This window comes from Ralstonia sp. 25mfcol4.1 (assembly GCF_900104095.1).
Taxonomy (GTDB): domain Bacteria; phylum Pseudomonadota; class Gammaproteobacteria; order Burkholderiales; family Burkholderiaceae; genus Cupriavidus.
Window position 1 is genome coordinate 272,560 of the sequence record NZ_FNJO01000007.1, and the last position, 14,700, is coordinate 287,259.

General features: G+C 66.4%; 15 protein-coding genes. 4 read left to right on the top strand and 11 right to left on the bottom strand.

Features of this window, described 5'->3' with window-relative positions:
- Window positions 1–40: 40 nt before the first annotated feature.
- Complete coding sequence (locus BLQ58_RS15005; RefSeq protein ID WP_254775958.1) at window positions 41–1,411, bottom strand: hypothetical protein; 1,371 nt, start codon at window positions 1,409–1,411, stop codon at window positions 41–43.
- A 456-nt stretch (window positions 1,412–1,867) separates the two neighbouring features.
- Between BLQ58_RS15005 and BLQ58_RS15010 the strand changes: the two genes are divergently transcribed.
- Entirely contained in the window at window positions 1,868–2,692 is an 825-nt protein-coding gene (locus BLQ58_RS15010) for an OXA-1206 family carbapenem-hydrolyzing class D beta-lactamase (protein ID WP_092599314.1), read from the top strand.
- A gap of 22 nt (window positions 2,693–2,714) precedes the next feature.
- Here BLQ58_RS15010 and fliR read toward each other — a convergent pair whose 3' ends face one another.
- From fliR to fliL, 7 genes are all read right to left on the bottom strand, one after another.
- Window positions 2,715–3,500: a flagellar biosynthetic protein FliR gene (fliR, locus tag BLQ58_RS15015; RefSeq protein WP_092599317.1), complete on the bottom strand. Its 786-nt coding sequence runs from the start codon at window positions 3,498–3,500 to the stop codon at window positions 2,715–2,717.
- Window positions 3,501–3,533: 33 nt separating this feature from the next.
- A complete protein-coding gene (fliQ, locus tag BLQ58_RS15020; RefSeq protein WP_061958832.1) occupies window positions 3,534–3,803 on the bottom strand; it encodes a flagellar biosynthesis protein FliQ in 270 nt (89 codons plus the stop codon).
- Between the two features lie 12 nt (window positions 3,804–3,815).
- Window positions 3,816–4,625, bottom strand: coding sequence for a flagellar type III secretion system pore protein FliP (gene fliP, locus BLQ58_RS15025; RefSeq protein WP_254775959.1), 810 nt, complete (start codon window positions 4,623–4,625; stop codon window positions 3,816–3,818).
- Window positions 4,622–5,155: a flagellar biosynthetic protein FliO gene (gene fliO, locus BLQ58_RS15030; RefSeq protein ID WP_092599320.1), complete on the bottom strand. Its 534-nt coding sequence runs from the start codon at window positions 5,153–5,155 to the stop codon at window positions 4,622–4,624. Before fliO ends, fliP begins: the two co-directional genes overlap by 4 nt.
- Window positions 5,152–5,619, bottom strand: coding sequence for a flagellar motor switch protein FliN (gene fliN / locus BLQ58_RS15035; protein ID WP_066742077.1), 468 nt, complete (start codon window positions 5,617–5,619; stop codon window positions 5,152–5,154). The genes fliO and fliN overlap by 4 nt, the downstream gene beginning before the upstream one ends.
- Window positions 5,612–6,622, bottom strand: a complete 1,011-nt coding sequence (fliM, locus tag BLQ58_RS15040) for a flagellar motor switch protein FliM (RefSeq protein WP_092599323.1) — start codon at window positions 6,620–6,622, stop codon at window positions 5,612–5,614. Before fliM ends, fliN begins: the two co-directional genes overlap by 8 nt.
- 149 nt (window positions 6,623–6,771) lie before the next feature.
- The gene (gene fliL, locus BLQ58_RS15045; RefSeq protein WP_066742072.1) at window positions 6,772–7,260 is read right to left on the bottom strand and encodes a flagellar basal body-associated protein FliL; all 489 of its coding nucleotides are present in this window, start codon (window positions 7,258–7,260) and stop codon (window positions 6,772–6,774) included.
- A gap of 486 nt (window positions 7,261–7,746) precedes the next feature.
- Between fliL and BLQ58_RS15050 the strand changes: the two genes are divergently transcribed.
- The gene (locus BLQ58_RS15050) at window positions 7,747–10,338 is read left to right on the top strand and encodes a bifunctional aconitate hydratase 2/2-methylisocitrate dehydratase (RefSeq protein ID WP_092599326.1); all 2,592 of its coding nucleotides are present in this window, start codon (window positions 7,747–7,749) and stop codon (window positions 10,336–10,338) included.
- A gap of 195 nt (window positions 10,339–10,533) precedes the next feature.
- On the opposite strand, the gene BLQ58_RS15055 is transcribed toward BLQ58_RS15050, so the two are convergent.
- Both BLQ58_RS15055 and BLQ58_RS15060 read right to left on the bottom strand, forming a co-directional pair.
- Window positions 10,534–10,926, bottom strand: a complete 393-nt coding sequence (locus tag BLQ58_RS15055) for a hypothetical protein (protein WP_092599329.1) — start codon at window positions 10,924–10,926, stop codon at window positions 10,534–10,536.
- Between the two features lie 167 nt (window positions 10,927–11,093).
- On the bottom strand, window positions 11,094–11,567 hold the full coding sequence (locus tag BLQ58_RS15060; protein ID WP_092599332.1) for a polyhydroxyalkanoate granule-associated phasin: 474 nt from the start codon (window positions 11,565–11,567) through the stop codon (window positions 11,094–11,096).
- A gap of 431 nt (window positions 11,568–11,998) precedes the next feature.
- On the opposite strand from BLQ58_RS15060, the gene BLQ58_RS15065 reads away from it, so the two are divergent.
- Both BLQ58_RS15065 and BLQ58_RS15070 read left to right on the top strand, forming a co-directional pair.
- Window positions 11,999–12,925, top strand: coding sequence for a LysR family transcriptional regulator (locus tag BLQ58_RS15065; RefSeq protein ID WP_092599335.1), 927 nt, complete (start codon window positions 11,999–12,001; stop codon window positions 12,923–12,925).
- Between the two features lie 142 nt (window positions 12,926–13,067).
- Window positions 13,068–14,021, top strand: coding sequence for a tripartite tricarboxylate transporter substrate binding protein (locus BLQ58_RS15070; protein ID WP_254775967.1), 954 nt, complete (start codon window positions 13,068–13,070; stop codon window positions 14,019–14,021).
- Window positions 14,022–14,068: 47 nt separating this feature from the next.
- Here the strand turns inward: BLQ58_RS15070 and BLQ58_RS15075 are convergent, their stop codons facing one another.
- Window positions 14,069–14,686, bottom strand: a complete 618-nt coding sequence (locus tag BLQ58_RS15075) for a LysE family translocator (protein WP_092599341.1) — start codon at window positions 14,684–14,686, stop codon at window positions 14,069–14,071.
- Between the last annotated feature and the right edge of the window lie 14 nt (window positions 14,687–14,700).

A 14,700-nucleotide genomic window follows, 5' to 3' on the forward strand; every position in this document is an offset into this window, starting at 1 on the left:
GGTGTGAAAGAAATATGACGCCCGCGATCCCCCCGGAAGTTCAGCGGGAACGCCTGGCGCGCGCCGCTGCCTCTGCAGCAGCCGCGCGCAGTTCGGGCGGGAAGGCACGGATTTCCGAGTGGAAGAAGCCGCGTTCGGCGGCGCGCAGTACGCCGAGTTGCGTCGCCAACCGCTCCATGGCGTCGTACGCCTGTGCCGACGCGCCCTGCTCGTGGGTCAGGTACCAGGCCGATTCCAGCAGGAGGTTCGCCAACTGCAGCGCGTTGTAGCAGACGTGGCCGGTGTCGTGCTCTTCCAGCGCGAACGCCGCCACGGACGACCAGCGCACAAAGCCCTTGGCCGGCGCGAACGGCGCGTGAAACGGTCGCAGGGCGTCGATAGCCGCCGCAACGGTCAGAGGCTGCAGGGCGCGGAACCCGGCGAGCGACGCCGGCGCGCCGCCACTGACGCTGCCGCGCGCCACGCGCAGCAGGAAGATCGTGTTCCACGCGGACCCGCCGCCCACCCCGAAACGGTCGCAGATCCATTCCGACAGGCCCAGCCAGCGCATGGCCTGCCGCTGGACATCGCCAGGCGCCATCTCCCGCGCAACATCGACCAGCCGATAGAGCCAGAACAGCCATAGGGACCAGCCGATATTGGCCGCCGCGTGCTGTACCGCGTCGACCGAGTCGGCCTCGTAGGCGGCCTGCAATGCGCCCGCGAAGGCATCGAGTGCCTGACGTGCGGCGTCCTGGCGCAGCGACGCGCTGGTCTGTGCGGTCGCTGGCCCGGCCCGATCCGGCCTCGATGGTCCGTTCGGCGAATCCGGCCGCAGCGCGATGCTCTTGTGGATGAGGGCTTCCAGGTTCAGCGTCTCGAACCGGATGCGCGGGTTATAGCGGACGACGGGACGCAGCTCCGCATCGCCTGACAGGCGCCCCAGTTCGCGCTGCGCCGCATCGAGTTCTCCCTGCGCGTAGTGTTCCCAGGCGCGCACCACGTGCGCCATGGCCGCGAACGTGGGCAGCGCCGCGTTGACGCCGCCGGCCACCACGATCCGCTCGAAGCGGCGCAATGCCGCGCGGCTCTTGTCCAGGCGATCGCTGCGGCGCCAGGCCAGGCTTTCCTTGAGCAGCGACAGCGCCTGCTGGAAGTCGTCGGCCGCGGTGCGCTGCGCGGCCCGGAACGACTCGGCAACGCCGTGGTCGAGCACGCCCGCGAAGCCATCCTGCGCGCCGCGCATCGCCTGGGTCAGATGGCGCCAGAACGCCATGTCGCGCATCACGTATTGCAGCCCCTCGCCGGCGGCTTCGGCGGCCGGCGTGGCATCGCCTGCCGGCGACTGCCCCAGCCAGCGCGCCACGCCTGCGGTGCCCAGCGGCTTGCCGTGCGCCGTGAAGCGCAGCCGTCCCGCCGTGGCGGCCGACATCCAGAACGGCCACGGCTGCGGCCGTCGGCACGCAACGCGGAAATGCCGATCGCCTTGTCGTGGCCCCAGCCCACTGGCACACCCCACCGGGCGAAGTCGCCGAACGCGCGCGAGACGATCATGCGCACGTTGGCGGCATCGGCAAAACGGGCGCGCACGGTGGCCGCGCCCAGGTCTTCGCGATCGCGCGAGGCGGCCAGCCAGATCCGCGCGAGCAACCAGACCGACTGGTAGCGCGCAGCGTGTTGGCCCACCCGGTAAGGATCGGAGGTCGATGGCGACGATGGAGCGGGAGGATGCGGGGGCGTGCATGGCCGCCATGTTACGCGTGTTACAGACGAGAAGGTTGGCGACGTACAGGACTGCGCCTATGCTCCGCACCACGATCCGGGCCTGGATTGCCGACCGTCTGCATGACGACAACCCCGATAACCACAAAACTCATAGCGTGTTGATATGCGAAACAGACTTGCCCGATTTTTCCTGATGCCGCTGTGGCTGGCCTGCACGGCCATGGCCGTGCAGGCCGCCGAAGTCCCGATCGATGCCAAACCGCTGTTCGACGCCGCCGGCGTGGACGGCACCATGGTGGTCTACGACGTGCGCCAGCAGCGCATGCTGACCTACAACCCGAAGCGCGCGGCCACCGCCTACTCGCCGGCGTCGACCTTCAAGATCTTCAATTCGTTGATCGGGCTCGAGACCGGCGCCGTGGCCGATGTCGACAACGACAAGCTGCCATGGGACGGCAAGGTGTGGCTGCACCATGGCAAGCCGATCCTGCCGGAGGTCTGCAATGGCGATGTGGCGCTGCGCGCGGCGCTGAAGAACTCCTGCGTGCCGGCCTACCAGGCGCTGGCGCGCCGCGTGGGGACAGCGCAGTACCGCAAGTACCTGCGCGCCGCGCATTTCGGCAATGCCGCTGTCGATGGCCCGGTGGACCGCTTCTGGCTCAATGGCCGTCTGCAGATCACCACGTACCAGCAGATCGATTTCCTCGGCAACGCCGCCGCGCACAAGGTGCCGCTGATCTCGGAGCAGAGCTTCGCGGCGCTTGACGACATCCTGACCATCGAAAGCACGCCCGCCTATACGCTACGCGCCAAGACGGGCTGGGCTACATCGGGCAAGGTCGATGTGGGCTGGTGGGTGGGCTGGGTCACGCGCGGGAGCGATACCTATGTATTCGCGATGAACCTGGACATGCCGCGCCCCGAAGTGGGTGCGAAGCGGCAGGAGATTGCCCGCGCAGTGCTCAGGCAGGTGGGCGCGCTGCCCTGAAGGGATGGCGGCGGCCGGGGGATCAGGGCGCCAGCTGGTCCAGTACCTGGGCCGCGGTCTGCAGGCCGGTGTCGACCAGGTGCTGCATGTAGACGCCCATCTCCGGCATGCACAGCGCCATCACGAGCATGCCACCGAGCAGGGTCACCGGGAAGCCGACCGCGAAGATCGACAGCTGCGGCGACGCCCGGTTCAGGATACCCATGGCCAGGTTCAGCGTCAGCAGCGCGGCAATCATCGGCAGCGCCAGCAGCATGCTGGAGGAAAAGACCATCGAGCCGGCACGGGCCACCACGCCCCATCCGTGCCCGGACAGCGGCACGGCGGCAATCGGCACGCCCTGGAAGCTGTCCACCAGGGCGGCCAGCATCATCAGGTGCCCGTCCAGCGACAGGAACATCAGCGTGGCCACGATATTGAGAAAGCGCGACAGCACCATCGTCTGCCCGCCCGACGACCGGTCGTAGAAGGCCGCGAACGACAGGCCCATCTGCAGGCCGATGATTTCGCCGGCCATCTGCACGGCGGCAAAGATCAGCCGCATCGAGAAGCCCATGGCCACGCCAATGCCCACTTCGTTCATGACGACCAGCAGACCCTCGTACGAATAGATCGGTGCGCTGGGGATGTGCCCGATCGTGGGCGACACGATCGTGGCCAGCGCGGCCGCCAGCAGGATCTTCGCGCGGCGCGGAATGGTGGATTCGCTGAACAGGGGCGCGGTCGAGATCAGTGCCATCAGCCGGAACATCGGCCAGAGGAAGGCGGCGATCCACCCGTACATCTGGTCGGTGGTGACCTCGAACACGGTGCCTGGGTCCTGCGGGGAAGCGGCGGAGGATCAGTGCGCCAGGGCGGGGATGCCCTGGAACACTTCGCGCATGTAGTCGACGAACGTGTTGATCATCCACGGGCCGACCAGCACCATCGTCACGAACAACGCGACCAGCTTCGGAATGAACGTCAGCGTCATTTCATTGATCTGCGTGGCGGCCTGGAACAGGCTCACCACCAGACCGGCCGCCAGCGCCACCAGCAGCAGCGGGGCGGACAGCATCAGTGTCATCTTCATCGCCTGCGTGGCGATCGTCATGACCATCTCGGGTGTCATCTCAAGCTCCCATCAATTCATGAAGCTCTGCGCCAGGGACCCCAGCAGCAGTTGCCAGCCATCGACCAGCACGAACAGCATCAGCTTGAACGGCAGCGAAATGGTGGCGGGTGGCACCATCATCATGCCCATCGCCATCAGCACGCTGGCCACGACCAGGTCGATGATCAGGAACGGAATGAAGATCGTGAAGCCAATCTGGAACGCGGTCTTCAGCTCGCTGGTGACGAAGGCGGGCACCAGCACCGAGAACGGCACGTCGTCCGGGCCCTGCATTTCAGGTGTCTTGGCCATCTGGGCGAACAGCGCCAGGTCTTTCTCGCGCGTCTGGCGCAGCATGAAGGCACGTACCGGCACCGCGGCGCGCTGCGCGGCGGTTTCCAGGCTGATGCGGTTTTCGGACAGCGGCTTGTAGGCGTCGGCGTAGACCTTGTCGAGCACCGGCGACATCACGAAGAACGTCAGGAACAGCGACAGGCCCACCAGCACCTGGTTGGGCGGCGACGACGCCGTGCCCAGCGCGTTGCGCAGCAGGCCCAGCACGATGATGATGCGCGTGAAGCCCGTCATCATCAGCATGGCCGCCGGCAGGAACGACAGCGACGTGAGCAGGACCAGCGTCTGGATCGACAGCGACCAGACCTGGCCGCCACCGGCGGCGGCGCGGCTGGTGACGCCCGGCAGCGACTGCGCCAGCGCGGCGTCGGGCGCGAGCCACAGCGCCAGGGGCAGCAGGGCCAGCAGGGCGGCCGCCACGCGCGACGGGCGCACGAAGGGCTTCACGGGTAGCCGCTGGACAGCGGCGGCACGCGGCGAGTTCATTTCTTGAGGTTTTCCTGCATGGCGCGCATCAGGCGTTCGCCGAAGCCGCCCTGCATGGGCGGGGTCGGCGGCATGCCGGTGGGCGCGCCGCTGTCCGGCTGTGCCGGAAGCGTATGGAGCGGGCGGATTTCGTTGGGCGAGACACCGAGCACGAGCCACGTATCGCCCACTTCCACGGTCACGACCTTCTGGCGCGTGCTGAGCGTCAGGCTGTTCACGACCTTGATCGAGGCGTTGCCGGCACCGTGGCGCACCAGGCCCACGCGGCGGGCGAGCCAGGCCATGCCCAGGATCAGCGCAATGACCGCGAAGAGGCCCAGACCCGCCTGGGCCAGGCTGCCGCCGCTGCTGATCGCCGGCGCGTTGCTGGCGAACGTGTGGCTGGCGGCGGCACTGCTGGCGGGGGTGCCCGCCTGGACAGTGCCGGGCACGGCATCAGCGGCCTGCGCGCTGGTCACGGCAAGGCCCGAGAGGACCATGCCCGAGGCGATGCGCACGGCAGCTGCTGACCGGCGCGAGGCGGCTGTCATTTGTTGAGCTTCCGGATACGTTCGGACGGCGTGATGATGTCCGTCAGGCGAATGCCGAACTTGTCGTTCACCACCACCACTTCGCCCTGGGCGATCAGGTAGCCGTTCACGAGCACGTCCATCGGTTCGCCGGCCAGGCCGTCGAGTTCCACCACCGAGCCCTGCGCCAGTTGCAGCAGGTTCTTGATGGGCACCTTGGTGCGGCCCAGTTCCACGGTCAGCTGCACCGGGATATCGAGAATCATCCCGATATCGTTGTGGAAGCCGCTCGGCGCATCTTGTGCCAGGGGCGGGAATACGGTGGAAGCCGCGGGCGTGGCGGTCGGCATGGCCGGGGCTGCCGGCGCCGTGGTAGCGGCCGCTTCGGCAGCGGGCGCAGCCTGTTCGACGCTGGTCTGCTCCGCCAGGGCGCTGGCCCAATCGTCCATCGGATCGACCGGCTTGTCCTGAGTGCCGTCAGTCATGATCGGTTTCCTTGTTGGGATCGCTGTCTTGGTAATTGATCATTCGTTCCACGCGCAGTGCGTACTGGCCGTTCATCGAGCCGAAACCGCACTGCATGACGGGCACGCCGTCAACCTTGCCGAAGATCTTTTCCGGCAGTTCGATCGGCAGCACGTCGCCTTCACGCATGGCCAGAACCTCGGCCACGGTGCTGCGCAGGTGCGCGAATTCGGCCACCAGTTCCACTTCGGCGGCACGCAGCTGGTTGGAAAGCTGGCCCAGCCAGCGCTTGTCCACCTCGACTTCGTCCTGCAGCGGATTCATCAGCAGATCGCGCAGCGGCTCGATCATCGAGAAGGGGATACAGATATGCAGTTGCCCGCCCACGGCGCCCAGTTCGATGTGGAACGCGGTGGTGACCACGGCATCGTTCGGGCCGGCCACGTTGGCGAACTTGGTGTGCATCTCCGAGCGGACATAGTCGAACTCGATCGGATGCACGGTGCGCCACGCCTGGCTGTAGCTGTTCAGCGTCAGGTCGAGCATGCGGCGGATGATGCGCTGCTCGGTCTGGGTGAAGTCGCGGCCTTCCACGCGGGTGTGGAAGCGTCCGTCGCCGCCGAACAGGTTGTCGACCACCAGGAACACCAGGTTCGGGTCGTACACGAACAGTGCGGTGCCCCGCAGCGGCTTCATGTGAACCAGGTTCAGGTTGGTCGGCACCGGCAGGTTGCGCACGAAGTCGCCGTACTTTTCGATCCTGACCGTGCCCACCGAGATGTCGGCGCCGCGGCGGATGAAGTTGAACAGCGCGGTGCGCAGTGCCCGGGCAAAACGCTCGTTGATGATTTCGAGCGTGTGCAGGCGGCCGCGGACGATACGTTCCTGGTTGGCCAGGTTGTACGGCCGCACACCGCCTTCTTCGACGACCGGTGCGCTGGCCGCTGGCGTATCGGCTTCGCCGGATACGCCTTTCAGTAGTTCGTCTACCTCGTCCTGCGAGAGGAACTTGTCGTAGGCCATCTAGTGTCCTGCCCCGTGAACGGCTGTGAGGATGAAACTGTCCATGCCCGGCTTCAGACGTCGCGCGTCACGCGACGGCAGGAAAGAAGTTCGGCGGGCAGTTTCATATCTATCGGTTTGGCTCAGGGTTCGCGGTGCGGACAGCAGTGTTACTGCACCACGAACGAAGTAAACAAGACATCCAGGATCTTCTGCGGCGGCAGACCCGGGGCAAACGGCTGGCTGATTGCCGCCTGAATGTCCTGGGCCAGCTTGCGCTTGCCTTCCACCGTGGCCAGATCGGCCGGCTGGCGTGCAGAGAGCAGCAGCAGGATGCGGCTGCGTGCTTCCGGCTGATACTGGGCCAGACGTCCCTGGGTGTCGGCATCCGCCACCTTCAGCGACAGGCCGGTGTGCAGGAAGCGGTCGCCGTCCTCGCTCTTAAGGTTGACGGTGAACGCATCCAGCGGCACGAAGATCGGCGGCGGCACCACCGGGGCAGCCGGAGCTGCCGGCTGGTGATTGCTGCTGAGGATGCTGCCCAGGAAAAAGCCGCCAGCAGCCAGCACCACTACCAGCACGCCGCCGCCAATCAGCAGCAGTCGGCCGCGCTTGCTCGAAGTGCCGCCAGTCTGGGAGGGGGAAAGCGTGTTCGCCATGAGATGCCTGTGTCGGAATGCCTGCCATTCTTCCTGAATCGCAGGTAAGCAAAGGGCCGATAAAAAGGGGGAAACCCGCTTAGCTTGGCCGTTTGAGCCAGCGGGCATCGGGCGCAGGGGCGCATTGGCGCGCCATTTGCGCCTGCTACGCTGGTTAACGATAACGGGGCGCGGAACTTAAGACGTGCGTGCCGGGATTCCTGTGGATCCTGACGTAAATGTAATGCATGAGCCGCTTTTACTCCGGCGATGCTGAACGGCCTTGCATGCAGCGGGAACCGTTCTAATCTGCAGCTTTGCAACAGTCCTGCACCCGCGAACCCTTGTCGTATCGTGTTTCGGCCAATTTAACTCTTATATAAGATATAAGACATTTGATCTCCGGCGGACTTCGGATTACAATCACGCGGCCGCTGGCGGTATTGCGCCGCCGGCCCACAAGAGACAAGGCAGTACCCGTTACAACCCTATTAACAGCAGGTTCCCATGCTTGATACCTATCGCGCCCATGTCGCCGAACGCGCTGCGCTTGGCATTCCTCCTCTGCCGCTGACCGCCAAGCAGACGGCCGAGCTGATCGAACTGATCAAGAACCCGCCGGCGGGTGAAGAGCAGACCCTGGTGGACCTGATTACGTACCGCGTGCCGGCCGGCGTGGACGACGCTGCCAAGGTCAAGGCTTCGTACCTGGCCGCCGTGGCCCTGGGTTCGGAAAAGACCGCCCTGATCTCGCGCGCCCGCGCCACCGAACTGCTCGGCACGATGCTGGGCGGCTACAACATCTCGCCGCTGATCGAACTGCTGGACGACGCCGAAGTGGGCGCCGTGGCCGCCGACGCGCTGAAGAAGACGCTGCTGATGTTTGACGCCTTCCATGACGTGAAGGAAAAGGCCGACAAGGGCAACGCCAACGCAAAGGCCGTGCTGCAGAGCTGGGCCGACGCCGAGTGGTTCACGAGCCGTCCGGAACTGCCGCAATCGCTGACGATCACCGTCTTCAAGGTGCCGGGCGAGACCAACACCGACGACCTGTCGCCGGCCCCGGACGCCACCACGCGCCCGGACATCCCGATGCACGCGCTGGCCATGCTGAAGAACAAGCGCGAAGGCGCGGCGTTCCAGCCGGAAGAAGACGGCAAGCGCGGCCCGGTGGCCTTCATCGAATCGCTGAAGGACAAGGGCAACCTGGTGGCCTACGTCGGTGACGTGGTCGGTACGGGTTCGAGCCGCAAGTCGGCCACCAACTCGGTGCTGTGGTTCACGGGCGAAGACATCCCCTTCGTGCCGAACAAGCGTTTTGGCGGCGTGTGCCTGGGCAGCAAGATCGCCCCGATCTTCTACAACACGATGGAAGACGCCGGCGCACTGCCGATCGAACTCGATGTGTCGCAGATGGAAATGGGCGACGTCGTGGAACTGCGCCCGTACGAAGGCAAGGCCCTGAAGAACGGCGCCGTGATCGCCGAATTCAAGGTCAAGTCGGACGTGCTGTTCGACGAAGTGCGCGCCGGCGGCCGCATTCCGCTGATCATCGGCCGTGGCCTGACCGCCAAGGCCCGCGAGGCGCTGGGCCTGGCCCCGTCGACGCTGTTCCGCCTGCCGCAGAACCCGGTCGACACCGGCCGCGGTTTCACGCTGGCCCAGAAGATGGTCGGCCGCGCCTGCGGCCTGCCGGAAGGCAAGGGCATCCGCCCGGGCACGTACTGCGAACCGAAGATGACCTCGGTGGGCTCGCAGGACACCACCGGCCCGATGACGCGCGACGAGCTGAAGGACCTGGCCTGCCTGGGCTTCTCGGCCGATCTGGTGATGCAGTCGTTCTGCCACACCGCCGCGTATCCGAAGCCGGTCGACGTGAAGACGCACCACACGCTGCCGCAATTCATCAGCACCCGTGGCGGTATCTCGCTGCGCCCGGGCGACGGCGTGATCCACTCGTGGCTGAACCGCATGCTGCTGCCCGACACCGTCGGCACCGGCGGCGATTCGCACACCCGCTTCCCGATCGGCATCAGCTTCCCGGCCGGTTCGGGCCTGGTGGCCTTTGCCGCCGCCACCGGCGTGATGCCGCTGGACATGCCGGAATCGGTGCTGGTCCGCTTCAAGGGCAAGATGCAGCCCGGCGTGACGCTGCGCGACCTGGTCAACGCCATTCCGCTGTACGCGATCAAGCAGGGTCTGCTGACCGTGGCCAAGCAAGGCAAGCAGAACATCTTCTCGGGCCGTATCCTCGAAATCGAAGGTCTGCCCGACCTGAAGGTGGAACAGGCCTTCGAACTGTCGGACGCCTCGGCTGAACGTTCGGCCGCAGGTTGCTCGGTGCACCTGAACAAGGAACCGATCATCGAATACATCAACAGCAACATCACGCTGCTGAAGTGGATGATCGCCGAAGGCTACCAGGACCCGCGCAGCCTGCAGCGCCGTATCAAGGCCATGGAAGCATGGCTGGCCGATCCGAAGCTGCTGGCTCCGGACGCCGACGCCGAGTACGCTGCCGTGATCGAGATCGACCTGGCCGACGTGCACGAGCCGATCGTGGCCTGCCCGAACGATCCGGATGACGTGAAGACGCTGTCGGACGTGGCTGGCGCCAAGATCGACGAAGTGTTCATCGGTTCGTGCATGACCAACATCGGTCACTTCCGCGCCGCGTCGAAGCTGCTGGAAGGCAAGCGCGACATCCCCGTGAAGCTGTGGGTCGCCCCGCCGACCAAGATGGACCAGAAGCAGCTGACCGAGGAAGGGCACTACGGCGTGTTCGGCACGGCCGGTGCGCGTACCGAAATGCCCGGCTGCTCGCTGTGCATGGGTAACCAGGCACAGGTGCGCGAAGGCGCCACGGTGATGTCGACCTCGACGCGTAACTTCCCGAACCGTCTGGGCAAGAATACCAACGTGTACCTGGGCTCCGCCGAACTGGCCGCCATCTGCTCGCGCCTTGGCCGTATCCCGAACAAGGAAGAGTACATGGCCGACATGGGCGTGCTGAACGCCAACGGCGACAAGATCTACAAGTACATGAACTTCGACCAGATCGAAGACTTCAAGGAAGTAGCCGATACGGTGACGGTCTGACGCGCCGCGTTTCTCCGCCACGGCGACGGCAGCAGTTGCAGCGCCAGTCGCCTGGCAGAGAAACGGCCTGATGGTCGATCAACCCCGCACGCGTGCAAGCGCGTGCGGGGTTTTTTGTTGTCGGCCGGAAAGCAGAACGCCCGGCACGGCCTTGCGGCCGCACCGGGCGAATGGGTTGGACCGGCCCGACCGGCCTTACTTGGACTTCGCCCCGTCGGTATAGGGGTCTGGCTTGCCGGTCTTTGCGCCGTCGGTGTACGGGTCGGGCTTGCCTACGCGGGCGCCATCCGTATAGGGGTTGTACTTGTCCGACTTGGCGCCGTCCGTGTACGGATCGGCCTTGGCCGACGGGGCCAGGTCGCTGCGGGTCGACTTGTTCGCGCCTTCGGTATAGGGGTCGAACTTGCCGGCCTTGGCGCCATCGGTGTAGGGGTCGGGCTTGCCCTTGGCGCCGTCGGTGTACGGGTCGGCCTTGCTGGCCTTGGCGCCCTGCGAATAGGGGTCGAACTTGTTCTGCGCGTGCGCAAGCGGCGCCATGGCCACGGCTGCCGCAGCGACGATCAGGCTGGAAAGAAGTGTCTTGCTCATGGGAGCCTCGCCAGATTGGGGCGCGATTCAAGGGCCCGCCCGAGTGCGCCCATCAAGCCATCGGGCAGGCGGCATGACGCAAGTCTCAATTTGCTGTCATTGCAAGGATAGACCTTGCCGCTCGAACGTGCCGACGGCGGGCCATGCCGGCGCCGGCACGGTGTTCGTCAGTGGGAGTGGCCCTTGCGCTCGCGCGTCGACTCGCGCACATGCACGGCAGGCACATCGACCACGTCGCCTTTGGCGGTGGCCACCGCCGAGATGTCAGGCATCACCGGCATGGCCGGCAGCAGCACCGGCATGCCGAGCCAGTGGCCCCAGGCGTCCACCCAGGCACGCTGGGTGGCCGCGCCAAGTTCCAGCATGGCGTTGGCATAGTGCAGTGGGATCGACATCAGCGGCATCTGGCTGGTCCACTGCCGCGCGTAGAGTTCCTCGGGGTCTTGCGGCACGAAGCAGGAGGCCCAGTCGAACTGGGTTTCCTCCACGATCGACCGCGAGAAGTCGGCGTTCAGGCCCATCATCTTTTGCCAGTTTTCCAGCAGCTTGTTGTCGAACGTCGCAAACGGCTGGAAGGCAGGCGGAAAAGCGAACGGCTGGAACGGCCAGGCGGCCCAGGGGTTCGTAGGTTGGCTTTGCATGCTGAAGACTCCAGGTTGGAAACCGGTGACAAAGACGGTTTGGCAGCGCGGACGGTGCTGCCAGCGCTGGATGCGCCAGTCGATTGGACAGTTGACCCGGCGGGGGTGATGCCGGCTTCACGGGCAGGCAGCACGGGCATCGCTCGGGCCGACCACCACATCGTCATCCATCAAGGACCACGGGTCAACCGGCGGATATCCCGGCCCCTTCGCGATTCGCGATGCAGTGTGTGGCACGAAAGTCGCCGGACCGCCTGCCATCGTGCAGGAGTCATGCGTCATGACGAAGACGGCGCGTCATCGCGGACACTGTGAAGCCTTCGGCCGCCTGACAGATGTCGTATGCCGTCCCCGTCACAACTGGCGCATGCCGTCGCGCCGGAGGCACAATAGGGGCTCGAAATTCACGCGGATCGCGACCGGGAGAGGAAATGGAACTGCGGCAACTGCGCTACTTCGTGCACGTGGTGGAGCTTGGCAGCATGGGGCAGGCGGCCCAGCGGCTCGGCGTGGTCACGTCCGCGTTGAGCCAGCAGATCAGCCGTCTGGAAAGCGAACTGTCCACGCGGCTGCTGCAGCGCACGTCCAGTGGCGTGGTGCCCACCGATGCGGGGCTGGCGTTCTGGCGCCAGGCGCAACTGGCGCTGCGGCATGCCGACGATGCCGCGCTTGCGGCGCGTACGGCGCGGCTGTCGGGCCATGTCAGCGTGGGCATGGCGCCGAGCACGCTTGCCGTGCTGGGACCGACGTTCATGCTGGCCATGCGTGACAGGTATCCCGATATCCGCCTGCATCTGGTCGAAAGCCTGTCGGGCGGCCTGGCCACGATGATCGGCGCGCGCCAGCTCGACCTGGCCGTGCTGTTCCAGTTGGAGCCGGGGCAACGCTGGAGCAGCATGCCGTTGCTGGAAGAACGCCTGTTCGTGATCGCGCGGCCCGACCAGCCCGGCCTGCCGGCCGCCGGGACCGTGCAGCTGAATGCCATCGGCGACCTGCCGCTGATCCTGCCAAGCGGCGCCCACGGGCTGCGCGCGGTGCTCAACGCGGCGTCGGCGCGCAACCAGCGTCCGCTGAATGTGGTGGCGGAGATCGATGGCCTGGCGATGCTGATGGATGCCGTGCGCGCCGGCATTGGTGCCACCATCCAGCCCGGCGCGGCCGTGGCCCGCCATCTGGGCGATCCGCTGACGCTGATCGAGATCGCCGATGCCGGGGTGAGCCGCCCCAACATGCTGGTGAGCCTGTCGGACGATGAACTGTCGCCCGCCGGCCTTGCCGCGCGAAGCGTGCTGGAGCAGGTGGCGCGCGAACTGGTGACGGCCGGACGCTGGCCGGGCGCCACCCTTCACAAATCCTGAACACCGTCTGCTGCGTGGGGGCTGGCGCACATGGCGCGCGGTCCGTAGAGTCGGGGAACTCGAACGATTCCAACGATTCCCGCAGGAGACTCGCATGACCCCACGCACGCCGCGCCGCATCGCGCTGAAGGCGCTCGGCACCATGGCCCTGGCTGCCGCCATCCCGGCCCCTTTCACCACCGCTGCATTCGCCGCCGATGCCTGGCCGTCCAAGCCGATCACGCTGGTCGTGCCCTTTGCGTCGGGCGGCACCACCGACATCATCGGGCGTGCCGTGGGCCAGCGGCTGGGCGAGGCGCTGGGCCAGCCCGTCGTGGTCGATAACCGGCCCGGCGCTGGCGGCACCATCGGCGGGGCGCTGGTGGCGCGCGCCAACCCGGACGGCTACACGTTCCTGCTGGCCACCGTGGCCCATACGATGGCCCCCGGCATCTACAAGACGCTGCCGTACGACTTCCAGAAGGACCTGGAACCGATCGGCATGGTGGCGCTGACGCCGAACGTGGTGATCGTCAACCCGTCGATTCCGGCCAAGTCAGTTCAGGAACTGGTGGCCTACATCAAGGCCAATCCGGGCAAGGTCAACTATGGATCGGCCGGTATCGGCAGCACCGAGCACCTGTCGGGCGAGCTGTTCCGCGCGTCTACGGGCACCGATATCTCCCATGTGCCGTACAAGGGTGGCGCGCCGATGATGACCGACCTGATCGCGGGCCAGATCCAGATGGCGATCGAGACCAGCCCGTCGGCCAATCCGCATATCAAGAGCGGCAAGGTCAAGGCGCTGGCCGTGACGTCAGCCAAGCGTTCGGCCGCCTACCCCGGCGTGCCGACCGTGGCCGAAAGCGGCGTGCCTGGATACGAGGTGACCACCTGGTATGCGTTGATGGCGCCGCATGGCACGCCCGAGGCGGTGCGCCAGCGCGTGAGCGCCGAGCTGGCCAAGGTGCTGAAGCAGCCGGACGTGCAGAAGCGATTCGACGAACAGGGCGTGACCGCCGGCGACATGACGCCGCAGCAGCTGGCCGGCTTCATCAGGACCGAAACCACCAAGTGGACCAAGGTGGCCAAGGATTCGGGCGCGAAGGCCGAATAGCCGGATCAGGCCCGAGGCTGGCCAGTTTCCCGGCCGCCGCCGCGCGGTTACATCGCGCGGCGGATCTCCGACACCCCGAACGCCGCCAGCGCCAGTCCGGCCACCCGGTCGATCCACTGGCGCAGGCGCGTGCCCAGTGCGTGGCGCGCGCCCGTGACCATCGCCACCAGCACGCACCACCAGGCGATCGATCCGCAAAACACGCCCAGCACCGTGGTCATGGCAATCGTCGTCGAGAACGGCCCGCGCGGCGCCAGCGTGGCGAACAGCGCGGCGAACATGATGATGGTCTGCGGGTTGGTCAGCGTCAGCAGAAAGGCGCTGGCGAACGCGCGCAGGCCCGAGCCATTGCCGCGCAGCGTGGCGACCTGCTCGGTCGGCTTCTGGAAGAACGTACGCAGCCCCAGGTAGAGCAGGAACAGCCCGGCGGCAATATGCAGCGGCTTGTCGTAGGCCAGCATGAACTGCGACACCCCCACCAGCCCCAGTGCGGCCACCAGGCCATACACGGCATCGCCACAGGCGATGCCGAAGCCGATCGACAGGCCGGCGCGCGGGCCGTCGGTCAGCGTGCGGCGTATGCAGAGCATCCCCATGGGGCCGACCGGCGCGGCAACGGCCAGGCCGACGCCGGCGGCGGTCAGGAAGAGGGTGGGCAGGGACATGGTGGTTGTCTCGG